The sequence below is a fragment of the bacterium genome (genome assembly GCA_016708315.1).
Taxonomy (GTDB): Bacteria; Zixibacteria; MSB-5A5; order CAIYYT01; family CAIYYT01; genus JADJGC01.
The window spans coordinates 75,279-94,349 of record JADJGC010000010.1 but is presented as its reverse complement, the minus strand read 5'-3'; the positions used below and the strand labels follow the sequence as shown (position 1 = coordinate 94,349).

Genomic DNA, 19,071 nt, shown 5'->3' with positions numbered 1-19,071 from the left:
GCTGCAACATCGTGGAGATCGCTTAGTGCTTATCCTCGGTACGGTGCTTCTCGTACTCGGCTACGATCTTGTCCGTGATTTCTCTCGGCACCGGATCATAATGCCCGAACTTCTGAGTATGTCGTCCCCTGCCGCCTGTCATCGAGCGCAGCGAGGTCGCATACTTGAATAGCTCCGACAACGGCGCCTGCGCCTTGACGCGCTGATACTTCCCTGCCGGCTCCATTCCAAGAATCTTGCCGCGACGGGAAGACATATCTCCCATCACGTCGCCGGTATGACTGTCCGGAACCGTGATTTCGAGATCATAGATCGGTTCAAGCAGAATCGGATTACATTCGACCGCGCCCTCTTTGAAGGCGATCGATCCGGCAATCTTGAATGCCATATCGGATGAGTCAACCGTATGATATGATCCGAAGAACAACGTCACGCGCACATCTACGACCTTATTGCCGGAAATGACACCGCGCTCCATTGCCTCAATCACGCCCTTCTCGACCGAAGGAACAAACTTCGCCGGAATCACACCGCCGGTGATGGCGTCGACAAATTCGAATCCACCGCCGCGTGCCAATGGCTCGATCTTGATCGAAACATCACCAAACTGTCCGCGACCACCCGACTGCTTCTTGTAGCGATACGCCTTTTCGCCTTTGCGCGTAATCGTCTCGCGGAAAGCAATCTTCGGCTGCGTCAATTCGACTTCAATACCATAGTTGGATTTGAGCTTCTTGCAAACAACATCCAAATGCAGCTCGCCCTGGCCATGGAGGATAGTCTGGTGCAATTCTGGGCTAATCTCATAGTGAAAAGTCGGATCTTCATGGCTCAATGCCGTAAGTCCGGCGCCGAGTTTGTCTTCTTCACCCTTGTTGGCCGTCTGAGCGGCGAATTCAATCGTCGAGACCGGGAATTCGATTGGCGGCATGACGATTCCGCTGTTGCGCGAGCAAAGAGTATAGCCGGTACGGGCATCCTTAAGTTTGACAAATGCGCCAAGATCACCGGCATGAACCACCGGCATATCGGTGCGTTCCTTGCCGTTGAGCGAAAACATTTGGGCGACCTTTTCGGTGTTTTTCTTATTCGAATTGAAAACTTCTTCGCCCGATTTCAAGTGTCCCGAATAAATACGGAACAGCGAAAGCTCGCCAACGTGGCGCTCGGCTACGGTCTTGAACAAGAACACGCAAAGCGGCTCGTTCTCGCCCAACTTGATCGACACAACTTTGTCGTCCTTGAGCGCATTGGTCTCAGCGACAAAAGTCGGATCCGGGAAATAGGTGACGACAAAATCAAGCAGCGGCAGAGCACCCTTGTTCGAGGTCGCCGCACTGATGAATACCGGGAATAGCACCCGCTTGGCAATGGCTGCCTTGAGTCCCTTGTCGAGATCTTCTTGTGACAATTCGCCCGACTCGAAAAACTTCTCAAGCAGCGCGTCATCGGCTTCAGCGGCAGCTTCGGTAAGCTTTTCGCGTGCTTCAGTAGCCTTAGCGTTGACATCAGCCGGAATCGGCACTTCTTTGGTCGTGCCGTCGGCGTTGTACTCGAAGCCCTTCATCTTAAGGATATCAACAAATCCCTTAAAATTGAGCGCTTCGCCAATCGGAATCTGCACCGGCAAACAGCGCGGGCTGACATTGTCATGCAGCTTGGCAAGCGTGGCTTCAAAATTCACATGTTCTTTTTCGATCTTGTTAATTATGAAGGCCGCCGGACAACGATACGTTTCCGCCAGGTCGAATGCATATTCGGTGCCCGATTCGGGACCGCTCAAGGCATCGACAACGATCAGCGCGGTATCAACTACGCGCAATCCGGCAACAACCTCGCCGATGAAATCGGCAAAGCCCGGCATGTCGATGATGTTAATCTTGCAGCCCTTGTGCTCGGCGTGCAACAGAGTCGCAGAAATGGAGATTTTGCGGCGTGTCTCTTCCTCCGTATGGTCGGAGACAGTCGTACCGTCGTCAACCTTACCAAGACGCTGGATAGCTTTGGTGGAGAAGAGAATCGATTCGGCAAGAGACGTTTTGCCGCAGCTACCGTGTCCTACCAGTCCAATGTTGCGAATTTGGTCAGCGAGATACTCTTTCAATGTCAACTCCTCTGTCCTTTAGATAAACATCATAATCGGCTATTTTAGCAGTCAGAGGGCTATTTGTCAACCGAATTGTCGCTGCTTTGCACCATGGTCGGATAAGGTCCGAAGTGCCAAATTTTGGCGAATTATTGGGCATGTCCAGGGATCTGGAACGAATTCCGCCATAAGTCCCTGCGCAGTTTCTGCACAGGCGGGGATTCCAATGAATTCATAATGGAACGCCGTCGATAAAGAAGCAAGGAGATACTACTTTATGTTTGATAGCTCGATTAGCGGAATCAGAAACGGACTGGCAATGGCCGAGCGCGCGGCCAACAACATCGCTCAGTTCGAATCGTCAGATCCACAGGATATGGTTGATATGATGATCGCCGAGCGCACCGTCGAAGCCAACGTCATGGCCCTCAAGACCTCCCTGCGGATGTCCGAGCACTTAGTCGACCTGTTCGCGTAGATCAGTTTTCTACTTCTGTGAAAGCGTCTTCCCGACTGTGTCAATGATTCTGAGCAGCGCCGTTTGACGCCGTTGGTAAGAAAACTCAAGCAGAACGTGTTGGCGCGCCTTCTCCCCTTCCGAAGAATCCATCGACATCGCCATCCGAACTGCGGCAACAATCGCTTCAACCTTATCCCCCTTGAAGATTACTCCGCAATCACCGACAACTTCAGGCAAAGCATAAACATTCCGGACTACAGGAATGCAGCCGTGAAGCATAGCCTCGGCTACTGAGCATCCGAAACTCTCGTGGCGCGACGCTTGAAGATACACCTTGGCCCGCGCGTAGTGCGTCCCCAGTTCCGTAAAAGGGACCTCCCCTATTAAGCTCAAGTTGGGCACACCGGATGCAATGGCATCTTCCCTGTTATAGTCAGCAACGTTGCCTATGAGTACGAAATTGAACCGAGGTAATTCGCGCGCCACAAGGAAGAACTCTCGCAGACCTTTGACCAGCCAACTCTCTTTCTCAAGTCGACCAACGGTAAGCACCGTGCTTCGTTCACTCGCAGAAAGAAGCTTGGCCGTGTCCTCAAACCCGTGATAGATAACGCTCACTCTGGCGGCATCGATTCCGAGGTTTTTGACAATGGAATCTTTCGACGAGTGAGAGACCGCAACAATCGCCTGCGAACGATTGAGTATCATGCGCGTGAAGCGTTTCTGTCGTTCACTCCGCGCATTCCCATACTCAATCTCCGGGCAGTTCGCCGCTTCATAACCGCCGACCACAGTGACGACCGGCTTGCCCATCATCCTTGCCGCCAAGACAAGCGGCAGCGCACGCTGCGAAGCGAACCACAAGAAAACCATCTCGCAATCGGCAACAGCACGAATGCCGCGTCCGATGCTCATCGGCGAATAATAGCTGTGTTCGATTACAAAGTGCTCGCGCTTGAGTATCTCAATATCGCGCGCCACAAAAGAGGGCCGCGTCGGATAAGCGACGAGAATTTTCACGCGCCTACGATAAGCAGATCAACTGGAGAAAGGAACAGCAATTTACAGATGCCGTATTATTCGCCTTGTGATTTCAATGGACCGACCGGCGCCTGACGGTGAAGCGGCAAATTGATCGTTTCTAACCCCTTGCCTTTGGCATCAAGTACTTCGAACGCAAACGTAGTGTCCTTGCCTGTCGCCTTCCAACCGATGGCGCGCAGATACTCCTCGGCGTTGGCTTGATACTGCCACCCATTCATCGGGCGCGGTTTGACCTGATCTGCCGGAGGCGGTTCAACCAAGTGGACGACAATACGGCGGTCAGGACCTTTGAATGCGTAGGCCAGATAGCGGCTGTCGGGGCTCCAGAGAGCATCAATGAAGTTGGTATTCTTGCCGAAAAGTATGAACTTGTAGATTCGAAGATCAGTATCAATCACGCCCAGCCATTGGTCCGGCTCGCCCGACACAAAAGCAATCTTCTTGTCATTCGGCGAGACCGAAATCATGTGGAATTTCTTATTGATGAACTTCTGGGTAAACTCATGCGGATAGTGCGCCGGAACCGTATCCGTTAACTCCTTGAGAGTAAGGATCGGCGAATTGATCTGGTCGGTGATAACTTCCTGAATGGCCGTGGCATCTTTGGACAAGAAGAAGCGTTTGCTGGTTTGCGCGGCAAATGCAGATATCGCTACAGCGACAATCAGACCGACGAAAATGAAGAAAGTGCGATTCATTATTCGAGTTTACCTTTCGATTGCTTGAGTCATTTCCTGATTATACAAGAATCGACCAGATTAGACGAGAAATTTAGCGGGCGCCCGTGCGCGGCAGACGTCCTGAGGCTGTCCAACAAGTTGACTCAGAATCAGGTGCCCCACCGCTTGGGGACTGTCAAAAAAAGCCCATTCCACAAAGCGACTATCTTATCTCGAATTCTGACCTTGCCGTAAGTCATTCCCGCGAAAGCGGGAATCCAGTTCCGTAGGGCAGGTCTCCTTACCGGAATCAATTCGACATTTGGAGCACTCAATTGGAGACCTGCCAAGCTCCCCCTACCCGTTTCGAACCTGGCAGGTCTCGGTCAACGTGCTTCCCATAACACAGCGAAATTTCGTCAACGAAAACTCCCCTACATTTCGGTAGATGTTTCAATTCCCCTCTACAGGGACTGTTGAGAAAGTGTCCAATACTGTCATCCTGAGCGCAGCGAAGGATCTGTTCGTGTTGCGTAGCAAAGACTAACAAATTCTTCACTTCGTTCAGAATGACACCGGATGGGTTTTTCAACAGTCCCTACAGAGGGGTGCCTTGGGCGCGCGATCCGCCGCGGCGGAGAGCGCGATCAAGGCGGGGTGTGTCCTTTTGTGCGCAGCAGACAACGCAAACCTGGCAGGTCTTTATCGACGTGCTTCATCTCACATCGAAATTTCGGCAACGAAAACTGCCCTACAATTACAAACAAAAACGCGCGGACGATACCATCCGCGCGTTTGATTCTACAAGAGCCTATGCCTAATCGACGAGAACCTTCTCAAGACGCTCGGCGATGTAATCGGCCTCGGCTTCGGTGATGACCAAAGGCGGGCTGATACGAATCGTGTGATTGTGACTGTCGTTTGCCAGCAAATCAAGTTCAAGCAGCTTGCGGCAATAAACCATCGCGTCGCCGTTCTTGACCTCGATGCCGATAAACAGCCCGCGGCCGCGGACTTCCTTGACATGAGTCGAACGTGCGGCGATCTTCTCGATCTTGGCTTTGAGATATGCGCCCATCTTCGCGGACTTCTCCGACAGCTTCTCGCGCTTGAACACATCGATTGCCGCAACACCGGCCGCCATAGCCAGCGAATAGCCGCCATAGGTCGATCCATCAGCGCCCGGCTTGAATACCATGTCCATCAACTTGGAGTTGGTGATCATCGCCGAAAGCGGAACCAGACCGCCAGAGATGGCTTTGCCGATGATGATGGCATCTGGCGTGACGTCTTCATGCTGGAAACAGAAATCGCGTCCGGTACGGCCAAGGCCAACCTGGATTTCGTCGAAGATTAGCATCAGGTTGTTCTTGTCGGCGATTTCGCGTAGTCCGGTCAGGAATCCTGCCGGCGGAATATACATGCCGCCTTCGCCCTGCATAGGCTCGACAAGAATACCGCAGGTGTTCGGCGTGATCAGCGACTCGACGCTCTTGAGATCGCCATATTGCGCAATCTTGAAACCGGGCGTCAGCGGGCCGAAGCCTTCTTTGTATTTCGGTGTCTCGGAGAACGAAACGACAGTGATCATGCGGCCATGGAAATTCGAGCTGAATACGATGATCTCTTGCTTGCCGTCGGCGATGCCTTTGGCTTTGTAGCCGTAATAGCGGGCAAGTTTAATCGCAGTCTCAACAGACTCGACGCCGCCATTCTTGCAGAGAGCCTTGTTGCCTTCCTTGCCGAAACGCGGTCCAAGTTGCGGAACGAGATCGCAGAGGTCCTTGAGGAATTTCGCGCGAACATCGGTATAAACGACGTTAGATATGACCGAGCCGTAGCCTTCGGTCAGGGCGTGTACGATTGCTTTGACGATTTGCGGGTGATGATGACCCGGATTTGCGGCGCTGTAGGCAGACAGGCAGTCGAGAATCTTGCGGCCATCAGCGGTATACAGCCAAGCACCTTCGGTGCGGCGAATGACAGTATTGAGACGGGTGTAGTGATGCGCGCCGAACTGATCTTCGAGCTTGAACACGTCATCGTCCGGCATGGTTGAGAAACCCATCTTTTCAAGTGTCTTTTCAGCAATTGATCCGTTCGACATAATATTCACCTCGCGAAAATACGTTTAGGGGCATCCGGTGCCCGAATATTGTAGCCCCCTATTATACGAAATAGCGATTATTAGTCAATAGAAGTTTGTCAGAAAAATTGCTGTATTCTTAAGTTATTTAATGACTTATGAGGATTTGCGCTTACCCTACTTTTCCGAATTTTATTCGGCGATTACGGCCTTCCACCGCGGTTCGTGCGACTGACACGCAGTCGTAAATTCGCTATTTTCAGCCACCGCCCCGTTTCAGCCAATAAATGTAGAAAACGACAGCGACTGCAAACACGATAATACTTAGCCAATTACTCAAGAATTGTCTTCCCTCAACTCAAATTATCCCAGAAATCCGGTGCCCGTTCGTCGGCTATTGATGTAACGCAAGTCGCTTCTGGATGTTCCTGTGGGGAGACAGGACGAAAAATCCCACGCTACGCTGCGATCTGGTTGAGCTACCAGCTTCTGTTGTTCCTTCAATCCAGCCTCACTCTTCTAAACTCGACCGCGTAGGGGCACGGCTTGCCGTGCCCGCCTTGCGGGGCCGTGCCCATCTTCTTTGGTTTCAACTTCACTCGAATACTTCTCCACGTACTTCGTAGCCTAGCCCCTTGTGGGCGTCGGTGTATTGCACTCGCTCGGTTTCTCCCCTCTCCCTTTGGCCGACCAGGTCCCGCCTTGCGGGAGAGAGGGGTCGGGTCGAAGATCCCGCGCTTCGCGGGAGGTGAGGGCGCTTCTTGGTTGCGTCGGGTCTTGACTCGGAAGCGACGCTGCGCCGAACGATACCACTCACTACCTTCGCGGACGAGTTGTGACCTGACGCGCCAGTGCCCGTAGCCTAGCCCCTTGTGGGCGTTGGTGCATTGCGCTCGCACGATTTCCCCCTCTCCCTTTGGCCGACCAGGTCCCGCCTTGCGGGAGAGAGGGGCCGGGTCGAAGATCCCGCGCTTAGCGGGAGGTGAGGGCGCTTCTTGGTTGCGTCGGGTCTTGACTCGGACGCGACGCTGCGCCGAATGATACCACTCACTACCTTCGCGGACGAGTTGTGACCTGACGCGCCAGTGCCCGTAGCCTAGCCCCTTGTGGGCGTCCCAGTGCCCCTCTCCCGTTTGGGGAGGGGGCCAGCCGGCGAGGTGAGGGCTTCTCTGCCCTCCCGGTGCGCCAGTTAATTGTTTCAATCGCGAACACATTTTCACCCACTGCTTCCACCACCCATCCGCTCTGAAGTTGCAGCGTATATCCCTGCCACGCCAAACTATCCCCATTGATATCTTCCGGCGCAACTGCAATAAAATACTGCCAATTACTTGTTCTGATTATTCCATCAGTGACTTCCAGAACTCCGAAATTGCCCGTAATACGCATCGTCTTGTAGATGACGCCTGTGGTGTCGAATGCGATCAGCTTCTCCATCGGGTCGAAACTGAAGTTCAGATTGTCATTTTGGAGCATAAGCCGCCCATGCGTTGCCAGACGATTCCGAAATGACTCGACCGTGGCTTCCTGCGCTTTTGAACGGGCTGTCTCGTTGGCAATAAGTTCCACTGACCCGTATGACTGCCCAGCGAGCTCAGCGGTAGTCTGCAGTTGTTCTTTATCCACAGGTGCCTGCCACCCAATTGCTGAAGCGAGCAGAGTCGGTAGGTCCCGTCCACTGCGCACCGAATCACGCCAGCTCGCACTGTGACGATCTAACAGAAACCCAAGCGCCGGTCCGGTAAGATACGCGAAAGAATTTGCCAAACCGTCATTGCTCTCTCCAAGCTGAAGTTTCTTGGCGACTACTTTCGTAATCAATGAGTCGGCCAATCCGCAAAGCTTCAGTCCGGTGTATTCCGCAAGCCCCTCGTGTTTCTCAAAAGCGTTCTCGTTGTTGTCCGGGTGTTGAGACTGGCGATAGTATCGCAAGGTCAGCGCATCAACGATGGCATCCTTCTGCGCTGAAAGCTCCTCGGCAATCAAAGCCCGGTTGAGTGCACGAAACTCCAGAAGCAATCCCACTCTGCCGTCGAGTTCGTCGAGATAGAAATTGGAAGTCGTTGCCGAAGGAATTCCCAACTCCTCCTGTACTCGATGCCAGCTTTCATGGAACAACAGTCTGGCGCGATCTTTTGGATTACTCGCTGAGACGGCGTTCCAATTGACCATGGTCCACTTTGTCCCCGACCATGAGAAAGAGGTGTTGGCAATATTGGTTGCCGACTCAAGTGTCCCGGTATAGACTCCACGATCAGCGCTAAGTCGTCCTTCGCGATCCATCTGATTCGCAACGATGAAACGTGTGGCAGGATCCACGAACAGCGTTGGTCCATATAGCGGCACACCCCACAGCTTTCCGGCATCATGATCGGAAATTGCCTTAATCTCTTCAAAGTACTGCCTGGCCGCGTCAAGACTAATCGGCGTTGTCTCTGCCGGCTCACATTTCGCAATCTGAACACACCCAAGCATCAACATCACGTAGTAGAAAACCAGTTTCATTTCTGCTCCTTAGTGGTGGAATAACGACGAATCAATTTCTTCTGTCCCGGAATCGATTTGTTCATGAAAAACGGATGGCTTTCCAGAAGCGCCATGACTTCTTCCGGCGTGGCACCATTGCGGCGCGCTTCGAGAGCCCGAACGAGGGTCTGCTCGCAAAGACGCCCGCCATGATGTAAACAAGAGAGATAGAGACTGTTGCTCCAATATGCCTGCAGTACTCCCGTACCGTCTTTAGTGAGAAGCGCCATCAGGCTCTCTTCCCCATCGATCACAAGATTGAGTTGTTGAGCATTCCACTGTCTCACAATGCTGTCAGCCACAGGAATAAGCGTGACCCTTGCTTTGCCCAGTGCGATCGGTTCATATGCTTCAACAAATATCTCGACACCACGCCTCGCCGCCTTCTCCACCCAGGGGCGCATTCGCTCCAAGGGAATTGGAAAAGCGTCAATGACAGCCACCGCCTTAGCTTTCTCGAGCATTTCGCGGCAGTGAACATAGATTTGTTCCACAGTCTCGACTCGATAGACGTGCTCATCAATCGGCGCGAATTCGGTGTTCGCCAGCGCCACTTCTGCTGCCATAGAAATTTCGTTGAATGTCGTCACCGCTCGCTTGAGAAAAACTCGGGCAGGAACAGGCCGGCAAAGGCGGTTGGGTCCGTCCTCAACGATTAGCGCTCCTCTTCGAGAAAGACTCTCTACCGCCTTATATACATTTGCTGCCGGCTTACCAAGGCTCTTGGCAATTCGATAAGCAGTCGTCGGTGGCTGCGGAAGCAGAAATATGTAAACCTCAACCTCCAGTTGATTGAGTCCCAGTTCTCGAAGATAATCATGTGCTTTGGTTCGTCGCATAGTGTTAGTATATTTATATACTACCATACTGTCAAGAACATTCTGCGTGGGCGGCAGACGTCCTCGTCTGCCCCAGTTCGTAGGGCAGGCCGAAATTCTCCTCCTACCAAGCTCTCCTTGGAGACCTGCCATCCTGCTTGCGCGCCCGTTCAAGTCGGCGTCTTTCGCCATTTCAAGCTTCCCCCTCCCTTTGGCCGATCAGGTCTCGCGCCATTGTAGAGGTGATTGAGGCTTCGAGATGAGGCCCAGTTCGTAGGGCAGGTCTCCTTACCGAAATCTCTCCCCACTCGAAGCACTCCCATGGAGACCTGCCAACTTCGATTTGCATTGCGCGCGCAATCAAGTCGGGGTGTGTCCCTTCGCCATATCCACGCAAGCTTCTCCCTCTCCCCCTGGCCGATCAGGTCCCGCCTTGCGGGAGAGAGGGGGTTGGGGTGAGGGCTGGGGTGAGGGCGAACTGAGGTCAAAAATATGTAGTCATCCACTCGAGATTATTTCTCGCGCCTTATTATGAAGGCACTGATGTTCGCTTGGAAGCGCCAGCTTTGCCGGCCCAACAAGTGTTTGCAGTGAGTTCGCAACGGCCGTTGCGGTTCAACAATCTCGATCTCACTGTCGGCTCTTGCGGGGGCGAGTCTGCAAAAGGTAGCCCCGGTTGCAGATGCAAATGGTCTCTGTAGCGAGCACCGGTTTCGGTGATAGCTTTGGCTGTCCTGATTAACCCGGGTTATGCCGATTTATTGGAACAGAATGTGAAATGAAAGTGAAGAGATCAGAAAGTTAGAAAGCAATGTAACAAGAATCAAGTCCACTGCACCTTACTATAGTTCGCCGAGCTTCTGCAAAGTATCGAGAAGGACATAGCGCTTGACCTTGCGCGTCGACGTCTTGGGAAGTTCCTCGGTCATGATGATCACGTCCTTGACCCGCTTGTACTCTGCGAGTTGCTCGCACAGCGTAAGCACTTCCGTCTTGATGATCTTGCGGATCTCCTCGTCCGATGGCACAACGTTTTCGTTCATCGACGCGATACACTCAAAATCAGGAACGACAACGACAATGGGCTCCTGGCCGGTTCCCTTTGGTCGCGGCAGTACCGAACATTCGGCGACGAGCGGCGAAGTATCAATCACGGCTTCGATCTCCTCCGGGTAGATGTTCTTCCCTGCCGGAGTAATGATGACGTTCTTCTTGCGCCCGGTTATATGAATATGCCCCTTGTCATCGAGATAGCCAAGATCGCCGGTGGCGAAGTATCCATCCCGCATTACGGCTGCGGTCGCTTCGCTGTCCTGAAAATATCCCATCATGATCATTCTGCCGCGCGCCGCAATCTCACCTATCCCCTGCTCGTTCTTGTCGAGGATCTTGATATCGACGCCGTCAAGCGGCATCCCGGCGGAAGCATAATTGTTATCTGACTCGCGATTGACCGACAAGATCGGCGAAGTCTCGGTCAAGCCATATCCCTGCAGCAATACAATCCCGAGATTATTGAAATAGCGGGATACGCCCGGATCCAGCGCAGCGCCGCCGGAAACGAAAAATCGAATCGAATCAAGACCGGCTTTTGAACGAAGCGACTTGAAGATCAACTTCCCTGCCGGAACATTGAATACTGATTTCGAGATATCGGAAATCTTACTGCCGAGATCGACATACAGACGGGCAACCAGCGGCTTCTTTTGCAATGCTCGCTGAATCCCCCAGTACATCTTTTCATACAGTAGTGGCACACCGCACATGACAGTCGCGCGCAACGCCTTGATATCTGCCATCAAATCGGCAGACTTAAGCGAGCGGACATACCCTATCGAGGCGCCAATCGACAGCGGGAAGATAAATCCGCAGGTCGATTCGAACGTGTGATGCAGCGGCAGCACCGACAAGAAGCGATCATCGCTCCGAATCGGCACACGCGCCAACACCGGCTCGATATCCGACACGATGTTGTCATGCGACAGCATCACACCCTTGGAATCGCCGGAGGTCCCGGAAGTAAAAATCAGAACCGCAAGATCCGTCGGCTTGGTGTCGTGCTTGGGCACTTCCTGTTCGCGGCCAAGTTCTTCGATCTGCTCAAGAGTCATTTGATCGGGAACAACTGTATCAATTGGCGGATCAATCGCAATAACTTCGGGGTAAGGCGCCGACATTGATTTCAATTCCATCAGGTCCGCGTAGGACGACTGCGAACAGAAGATATAGCGCATGTCGGACTTGTTGATGATGGTGCGCAACTCAAGATACTTCAACTGCGGATCGAGCGGAACCACAACTCCGCCAGCCGCGAGAATCGTCATGTAGACCATGCACCACTCGGGTGAATTGGCGGCATATATTCCGACGCGCATACCCAGCTTATGCCCAAGTTGCGGCAGTCCGGCGGCAATGGCGTTGACCTTCTTCACCAGCTCAGAATAACTGAGCGGTGTGAATCCATCTTGCGCCCTGAGCCAGAATGCCGGCCGGTCAGCATTGGTGCCGGCTGATTTGAAAAGCAGATCTTGAATCAGCATAATAATTTCAGATTAATAACGTTGTGCGAGACGGTAAGCGCAAGAATTTTGCTGAAAATGAAAGAAGCCCTTCTCACGAAAGGCCTCTTCGGACAGGATAAGAGCAGGATGAGCCTTACTCTTCGTTCTTAACCTTGACCTTCTTGGCAAAGCTGACGCCACCGCGGGGGTCGGTATCAGTTACTGTTACAATTGCCGCTCCGACTGCTGCCGGTGCGGAGAAGAACAAGTTGGCTTCGCCGTAAGAATCAGTTATCAGGACCGAACTTGAGAGCGTACCGAAGCTGGTCGTTATCTGCAGGCGATGGCCGCCGAGCGGATTGCCGGCACGATCTTTCACGACTACGGAGAACGGAACGGTCGAGCCCGGTTCGATTTCCGGATCGATGATAATATCGCTATTGCCGACATAGGTGTTGCCGGTAAGGAACAACGTCTGGAAGAACGTGTTCGGACCGACGACGCCGCCCGCATTCACGGAGACGATCGCGACTGCGCCGATACCGTCATCCGGAGAATTCGGCGAGTAGTCGAGCTTTAATACTTCAGAAACGTAATTGACTTCGTAAAGCGATCCATAGCATCCGTCTTGCGTGCTTCCGCCATTGATCTGGCCGAAGTCGGTCTCAAATTTTACTGGAGTACCGGCAACGACATAGTTCGAGTTCAAGTCGAGCACACGCACCATCACCTTGCCCTTTGATTCGCCGTCGGCGATCAACGAACTCGGATACTCAAGGACAGCAACATCGGTCGCAGGTCCGGAGCTGATGAATGCCACAGTGTCACCAACGGTTCCGCCGGACGTGGAGGCATATATGTAGACAATACCGTCGTTACGCGGATTGCCTGAATGCCAATCAACTTCGCATATACCCTTCGGGAAGTTGACGCCGGTGAGAGCTTGAGCGACTACAAAACCTTCTTCGGTGCTGAAGTAAACAGCAGTCGAATCAGGTACCGGGTTGCCCCAGATGTCGACGACGTTAACGGCGACACGATTAAGTGCGTTTACCACATCCCATGACCGCACGTTGCAGGTGCCCGCGCCGATGCTGATGTGAGCCGGCGGACCCGCATTGATAGTGAGATGAGTCACCGCCGAGAGCACTGCGCCGGACGATGCACGAAGGCGGATCGTTCCGGAGATCGTACCCGAGTACACGGTGACAGAGGCCTGACCTTGCGAGTTTGAATTCACGCTGACCGGACCGTAGCCCTGAGCCTGAATATTCTCGCCGCCGTTCGGGCCGTTGGCAATTGTGAAATCAATCGGAATGCCTTCAGGAATGGTATTGCCAAATTCGTCGTATCCGGTAGCGGTGACGACGCTGAACTCAATACCGCCGACGCCCTTGACGCGCAAGTCTTCACCATTATGAGTGAGTGAAATCGACGCGACGGTCGTGTTCGGATTGAGCTTGGCGGAAACTTCAGTGTAATCGTAATCTGAACCGTCAATCATCGTGGCGCGAAGATAGACAGTGGTTGCCTGGCTGCCTGCATAATAGGTGACAGAAACCTGTCCGCCCACAGTAGTGGCAGTCGAAGGAATCGATCCGATCGGATCCCAGCGCCCGTTGGCGTTGGCATCGAACATCAAGCTGTCGATCCCCTGCGTGTAGTAGCCGTCTTTGTCCTTGTCGACAAAGCGCTCACCGGCGGTAAGGAAAATGACCGTACCATCGGCAACCGGAGTTTCGTCGTTATTAACAGCTGATACAATGACTGTTGCCGAATCGGCGCCATTGGCGGTCATCAAAGCCGGCGTTACGACGATCGAAACGCGACCGGTCGAGACAGCGGACTCATTGATGCGGAGCGCTTTGCTCAAGCTGTTTCCACCGACCGTCGCGGTGAGCGTAGCGCTACCGGCAGACGAAGCGGTGAACAACGAAGCGACGATACCGTCAGCATCGGATGTATCTGTTGTAGGCGTGAAATATCCGAGCGAAGTCTGAGTTACTGAAAAGACGACCGTGCGGCCGGAAACCGGTTCGCCGTCGGCATCGGTAACAAGAGCTTCCACCACGACAGTGGAGCCTTTGTCAACCTCGGAGGTCGGCGTCGAGACAATCTGCTCGACGAAGTAGTTGCCGCCGCCGGAGAGCGTGTCGTCGCCGCAACCGGCGATGAAGAACGCAAAGGCAGCAAGCAACAGCACTGCGAAGCCCGAGGCTATCTTACTCGACAGTGAAAGTGAATTCATACTGGCAGACTCCTTCTCGTGAAATCCAATCGTTTGCATCACTGGCCTCACTTAATTTTCAGTGTCAGATGGCGGAACGGCACCGGCCAGACTACCATCGACAATTGTAGGAGTGACAAAGATTAAGAGATCACGGTTTTCGACTCGCTTGCGCTCATAGCGGAAGAGGTAGCCGAGCAACGGAATGTCCTTGAGAATCGGAATGCCGGACTGATCGGTGATGACGTCTTGCGTCGTCAGGCCGCCGATGACGGCGGTCTGGCCGTTTTCGACGACCACGTTGGTTTCGGCATTGCTGGTGTTGATGATTACGCCGTTCGGATCGAACGTATATGATGAACGTTCGGGGCGAAGCTGCATGAGAATCTTGTTTTCTTCAGTGACGTGCGGCGTTACACGCAACAACGTACCAACTTCTTCGAAAGTGATTACGACGTTACCGGACTGGTCAAACGTCTTGATCGGAATCTTCTGACCCATCTGAATGCGGGCCTCTTTGTTGTCGACCGTGGTAATCTCCGGATGGGCGACGACCTTGCCGTTGCCGTTGGAAATCAATGCGGAGATGGTAGCAGTCAGATCCCAGCCGTCTTGAAGCGTCGTGAAGCTGAACGTACCAGCCGGATCGCCGACTTTGTCAAGATTCTGGCTTGATTCCTGACTGTATTCCTTACCGGAGCTGGTCTTCTTGAAACCGGTAGCGGTCCAGTCGATACCATACTCCTGCAGTGCGGAGGTCGAAACTTCGATCATCTGGGTCGAGATCTTGATTTGCTTGGTAGCATAGTCAAGCTTCGAAACGAGAGTTTCGATCTTCGCCAAATTCGACGGCACATCGCGAACCACAAGGTTGTTGGTGCGCTTGTCGATTTGCACCTTGCCGCGCTCGGAGAGCAGCGGGGTGACGGTCTTCTGCAAGTCTTCTGCTGCAGCGTTGTCGATCTTCATTACCGACGTGTTAAGCTCGGTCAGCTTTTCTTTCTCGCTGAGATGCTTTTCCATCGTCGAAACTTCATCAAGGTAAATCTTGGTCGGGACTACGCGGATGTAGTCATTCTCGGCGACCGCGGTAAGTCCATAGGTCTTGCAAACGATGTCAAGTGCTTCACTCCACGTAACCTTTTTGAGTGAGAAAGTGACATTGCCCTGAACTTCCGGATTGGTGACGATATTCTTCTGTCCGTAGTCGGCAAGGAAGCCGATGACGGTGCGAATGTCGGCATTCTGGAAGCTGAGGTTCTTAATAGGCGCCGACGGATCGTCCTGCGCTGTTGCGCTCTGGCTGAAGGCGAAAGACGCCGCGAGGGCAATCGCCACGACCAGTATCGTACTATAGAGTTTCTTGAGTATCATCATTCCCTCTCTATTGATTAGTGCGTTTCTTCAAGGTCAAGGGCAACCTGGCGATTCCAGCCGTATTGGCGAATCTGGAACACGACGCGATCTTCGGAGATCGAGAGCAGGAAGCCGTTCTTCACACGGTCACCGGTTTTCAGGATATAGGAGTAGCCGTTGGCATCTTCAAAAAGCGCGCGGCTGCTCTGCTTATCCTGTAGAATTCCGACGAGGCGCAGTGACTCGACGTCGGGAATGCGATCATAGCCAGCGCTCTGCTGGGCGTCTTCAACCAGCGGCTCGAATGGATCCATGCGTCCGCCGGTGTTGTACATGACGATTTCGCGTTCCGGAAGGAATTCGTTGTACGGGCCGACCTGCGGATCCGGGACGAATTCATCTTCGGCAAAACTGGTTTCGTCAAGCGCCAACTGCTGTTCATCAGCATCGTTCTCAACGAACTTGATGCCGCGTTTGTATTTCAGTCGGATCTTGTCAATCTTGGTCATCGGCACGTTAGCCGCAGCGTCTTCCTGCGCAAGCGTTGCTTCGTCAGACGGTTGTGAAGCATCGACCGACTTGTTGTCGCGGCTCGACTGATACTTCTGACGAACAGCGTCGCTCTTTGAAAGCGTGGCTGGAGCGGTTTCGCCTTCGGCAAGAGTCTGTGCTTCGTCGCCGGCAGCTTCCGGTTCAGCAGCTTGTGTGCCGTTTTTCAAAGCGGTCGCCAGCTTTGACTCAAGCGCATTGGCGCTGTCCTGACCGGCATACTTTGGCTTCGGGTTCACCTTGACGTCCGGCAAAGCGGTCTTCTGTGCCTTCGGCGGTTTGATCGATTCCAGCGGCTGCGTAGTCGGTGCGTTGGTCGGATTCTGCATTTGCGGAATCACTGCCGAGTCGGCCACTTTAGCCGGTTCGTTTTTGACAGCCGGTTTTTGAACAGGCTGGGCCTTGTCATCAACCTTGACCGGAGCAACTGACTTAGTTTGCGGCGCCGGAACAGAGTTGTCGGCTACGACCGGCGAGGCCGGTTTGTCTTCGCCGTATATTGCAGTCAATAAATTCGGATCAATCTTAACAGCCGGTTTGGGAGCCTCGACTTGCGTCGGAGCAACTGCCACTGGCTTAGATTCGACTACTTCCTTCTTTTCGACCGGCTCAGTTTTCGGCTGTTCCGGCTGCGTCGGCTTAGTAGTCGGCGTGATAACTGCCACGGTTGATTGCGGCGTGGTGCTGTCAGATTTCGGCTTGTTGAGCAGCTTGCCTTCGTCGATTGGTTTTGAAGCTACTTTCAGATCAGCCTTGGCCGGATCTGACTTGTCAATCTTCGGTGCATTTTGCTCGTTGCCCGGAAATGCCGGCATCGAAGCCGGTGGGTCGTTGTTGACCAGCGTCGGCGCCGGTCCACCTGCTACCGCTGACCACAATGGGAAATCCTTGTCAGACGGTGTATTGATAAAGAGTGTTACTCCGTTGTCCCCGGATTTAACTTTGTAGGTCAAACTGCCGACGGCATCGATCACGACACGTACGATCTTTTCAGGATCGGTCGAGAATTGGCTGGTGCGAATTTGACGAACCATTCCGATCGGCAGATTCGCGAATGCGTGTTGCGGCAAACCGTGAACGGCATCCTTGATGTCGACGACGATTCGATACGGCTTATTCGCGGCTTCCTCAACGATCTGGTGCGTAAATTCGCACTTACCGTCGGTCGCCACAGTCAATTCAGTGAATTGGCCGTTCTTGACCATATGCAGATTTGTAACTTTGACAGTTGCGTTCGCGGAGATTGAGGCAACCGCGAGCAGCACAATCAAAGCTGCAAGGATTCGCTTAGTTGGCATTTTCCATCTCCTCTCCTTCGAACTGAACGCCTTTGAGTTTCTCTTCCGGCTTGACAAAGTATGTTGAGAGGAAGAAACTGGCTTCCAGAGTGCGCGTATCATAGCTGCCTTTCTTGCGATCGGTAGACTGCTGAAGGGCGACATCCGGAGGCAGTCCCTTCAAGCTGAGGCGCGAGACATTCGTGATGAACGGAAAGTTCGCCACGGATGCGAGGAAGCGGCCGAGTTCGTGATAGGTACCGACGAACTTGACGCCGAATTCGGAAGTGTTATAGAATGATTCGCTTCCGGCCATCTGCGGCATGACTTCGCCGATCTTAGCTTGCGAGATCATTGCCGCCGAATGCAATTGCATCAGGAAATCCGGCACTTGCTCTTCTTCGGGCAATAGCTGTTCGATGCTCTGGTAGCGATCGAGAAGCTTGTCGTATTCTTTGCGCAGTCCGGCCAACGATTTTGCCTTGAGCTCAATCGTCTTCAGATTGGTCATGACTTGTTCATAGTTGGCTCGCTGAGCGCTGAGCTGTTCACTGGAAGGTTCGTACACCTTCGAGTGCCAGAAATAGAGCGCCAGAACAAATACCAGCGCTACTAATAGCAGCTTCTGCGTTTTCGGGTCTTTGAAATCCATTTATGCCTCCGGCTCTCTCTCTTTGCGTTGTTAAACCTACTGTTCCTCGTAGTTGTCATTGAAGTAATCAAAGGTGTAGTCATCCTGATCTTCGGCCGTGCTGGAGAAGTCGAAGTCCTCTTCGGACATTTCTTCGAATTCGTCCTTGGCAAGATCAGCATCATAGAGGAGGTTGCAGGTTATTCTAAAATTGTAAGCGGTAACGGAGCCGACGTCTTCGGCGACCGCGCGGCTCAATTTGATGTTGTCAAAGAAGTCAGATTTCATCAGACCAATAATGAACGACCCGATTGCATTGAGGCTGTGCGAGTAGCCATCAATTGTGGCCGTTCCCACTGCCATGTTGACCGGCGTGGCCGTCGGTTGAGCGGCACCGCCCTGTCCGGGAGGATTGCCGGCGGCAGGCTTGCCGGGCGTACCAGGCTGATTGGAAGCCGTGGTGCCGATGCTCGGAGGAGTCTCGGCAAAACCGGTCATCCAGAGGAATTCCGGCATGCGCGAATTCAGGTCTTCCATCAGCTTGATATAGAAGTCGCGGCGCTGGTCGAGCTTTTCGATTGCCGACACGCGCGCGAGAATCTTCTCTTTCACTTCAGAAAGCGCATCGATAATCGCGATGTCTTTCTTGTAGCGGCCCTCTTCAACACGGGCTTTGGCAATGAGCTTTTCCATTCGCCCGATTTGATGGTTCTGATAGAATGTGATGCTGCCCAGCGCTATCACTAAAGCGGCGGCAGCAACACCAACGTAGAGGAATTTCTTGTCGAAGTTGAGGACGTTCCCTCGTCTCCGGTACTCTTTTGGGAGTAGATTAATTTCCAACATATTGG

Annotated in this window: 13 protein-coding genes; 1 reads left to right on the top strand and 12 read right to left on the bottom strand. The window is 53.1% G+C overall.

Features of this window, described 5'->3' with window-relative positions:
• Positions 1-22: 22 nt before the first annotated feature.
• Positions 23-2,104 (bottom strand): elongation factor G, encoded by a 2,082-nt coding sequence (gene fusA, locus IPH59_09865; protein ID MBK7092008.1) that lies wholly within the window; start codon positions 2,102-2,104, stop codon positions 23-25.
• A 259-nt stretch (positions 2,105-2,363) separates the two neighbouring features.
• Between fusA and IPH59_09860 the strand changes: the two genes are divergently transcribed.
• Positions 2,364-2,564, top strand: coding sequence for a hypothetical protein (locus IPH59_09860; protein MBK7092007.1), 201 nt, complete (start codon positions 2,364-2,366; stop codon positions 2,562-2,564).
• 9 nt (positions 2,565-2,573) lie between these two features.
• Here the strand turns inward: IPH59_09860 and IPH59_09855 are convergent, their stop codons facing one another.
• The 11 genes from IPH59_09855 to IPH59_09805 form a co-directional block, all read right to left on the bottom strand.
• Positions 2,574-3,566, bottom strand: coding sequence for a glycosyltransferase family 4 protein (locus IPH59_09855; GenBank protein MBK7092006.1), 993 nt, complete (start codon positions 3,564-3,566; stop codon positions 2,574-2,576).
• A gap of 56 nt (positions 3,567-3,622) precedes the next feature.
• Positions 3,623-4,288, bottom strand: a complete 666-nt coding sequence (locus tag IPH59_09850; GenBank protein MBK7092005.1) for a PD40 domain-containing protein — start codon at positions 4,286-4,288, stop codon at positions 3,623-3,625.
• A gap of 778 nt (positions 4,289-5,066) precedes the next feature.
• On the bottom strand, positions 5,067-6,317 hold the full coding sequence (locus IPH59_09845; GenBank protein MBK7092004.1) for an aspartate aminotransferase family protein: 1,251 nt from the start codon (positions 6,315-6,317) through the stop codon (positions 5,067-5,069).
• Between the two features lie 1,068 nt (positions 6,318-7,385).
• Positions 7,386-8,840, bottom strand: a complete 1,455-nt coding sequence (locus tag IPH59_09840; protein ID MBK7092003.1) for a hypothetical protein — start codon at positions 8,838-8,840, stop codon at positions 7,386-7,388.
• Positions 8,837-9,727, bottom strand: coding sequence for a hypothetical protein (locus IPH59_09835; GenBank protein ID MBK7092002.1), 891 nt, complete (start codon positions 9,725-9,727; stop codon positions 8,837-8,839). Before IPH59_09835 ends, IPH59_09840 begins: the two co-directional genes overlap by 4 nt.
• 794 nt (positions 9,728-10,521) lie before the next feature.
• Complete coding sequence (locus IPH59_09830) at positions 10,522-12,219, bottom strand: AMP-binding protein (GenBank protein MBK7092001.1); 1,698 nt, start codon at positions 12,217-12,219, stop codon at positions 10,522-10,524.
• Between the two features lie 115 nt (positions 12,220-12,334).
• The gene (locus tag IPH59_09825) at positions 12,335-14,428 is read right to left on the bottom strand and encodes an Ig-like domain-containing protein (protein ID MBK7092000.1); all 2,094 of its coding nucleotides are present in this window, start codon (positions 14,426-14,428) and stop codon (positions 12,335-12,337) included.
• 51 nt (positions 14,429-14,479) lie between these two features.
• Positions 14,480-15,784 (bottom strand): type IV pilus secretin PilQ, encoded by a 1,305-nt coding sequence (gene pilQ, locus IPH59_09820; protein MBK7091999.1) that lies wholly within the window; start codon positions 15,782-15,784, stop codon positions 14,480-14,482.
• A 14-nt stretch (positions 15,785-15,798) separates the two neighbouring features.
• Positions 15,799-17,610 (bottom strand): AMIN domain-containing protein, encoded by a 1,812-nt coding sequence (locus tag IPH59_09815; GenBank protein ID MBK7091998.1) that lies wholly within the window; start codon positions 17,608-17,610, stop codon positions 15,799-15,801.
• Positions 17,600-18,241, bottom strand: a complete 642-nt coding sequence (pilO, locus tag IPH59_09810; GenBank protein ID MBK7091997.1) for a type 4a pilus biogenesis protein PilO — start codon at positions 18,239-18,241, stop codon at positions 17,600-17,602. Before pilO ends, IPH59_09815 begins: the two co-directional genes overlap by 11 nt.
• Before the next feature lie 36 nt (positions 18,242-18,277).
• Positions 18,278-19,066: a PilN domain-containing protein gene (locus IPH59_09805; protein MBK7091996.1), complete on the bottom strand. Its 789-nt coding sequence runs from the start codon at positions 19,064-19,066 to the stop codon at positions 18,278-18,280.
• Positions 19,067-19,071 lie beyond the last annotated feature (5 nt).

Excerpts from the sequence above, each read along its gene's own strand:
- IPH59_09815 (MBK7091998.1), bottom strand. The coding sequence starts at position 17,610 with ATGCCAACTAAGCGAATCCTTGCAGCTTTGATTGTGCTGCTCGCGGTT.
- pilQ (MBK7091999.1), bottom strand. The coding sequence starts at position 15,784 with ATGATGATACTCAAGAAACTCTATAGTACGATACTGGTCGTGGCGATT.
- IPH59_09850 (MBK7092005.1), bottom strand. The coding sequence starts at position 4,288 with ATGAATCGCACTTTCTTCATTTTCGTCGGTCTGATTGTCGCTGTAGCG.
- IPH59_09835 (MBK7092002.1), bottom strand. The coding sequence starts at position 9,727 with ATGGTAGTATATAAATATACTAACACTATGCGACGAACCAAAGCACAT.
- IPH59_09805 (MBK7091996.1), bottom strand. The coding sequence starts at position 19,066 with ATGTTGGAAATTAATCTACTCCCAAAAGAGTACCGGAGACGAGGGAAC.
- IPH59_09845 (MBK7092004.1), bottom strand. The coding sequence starts at position 6,317 with ATGGGTTTCTCAACCATGCCGGACGATGACGTGTTCAAGCTCGAAGAT.
- IPH59_09840 (MBK7092003.1), bottom strand. The coding sequence starts at position 8,840 with ATGAAACTGGTTTTCTACTACGTGATGTTGATGCTTGGGTGTGTTCAG.
- IPH59_09860 (MBK7092007.1), top strand. The coding sequence starts at position 2,364 with ATGTTTGATAGCTCGATTAGCGGAATCAGAAACGGACTGGCAATGGCC.
- IPH59_09825 (MBK7092000.1), bottom strand. The coding sequence starts at position 14,428 with ATGAATTCACTTTCACTGTCGAGTAAGATAGCCTCGGGCTTCGCAGTG.
- pilO (MBK7091997.1), bottom strand. The coding sequence starts at position 18,241 with ATGGATTTCAAAGACCCGAAAACGCAGAAGCTGCTATTAGTAGCGCTG.
- IPH59_09830 (MBK7092001.1), bottom strand. The coding sequence starts at position 12,219 with ATGCTGATTCAAGATCTGCTTTTCAAATCAGCCGGCACCAATGCTGAC.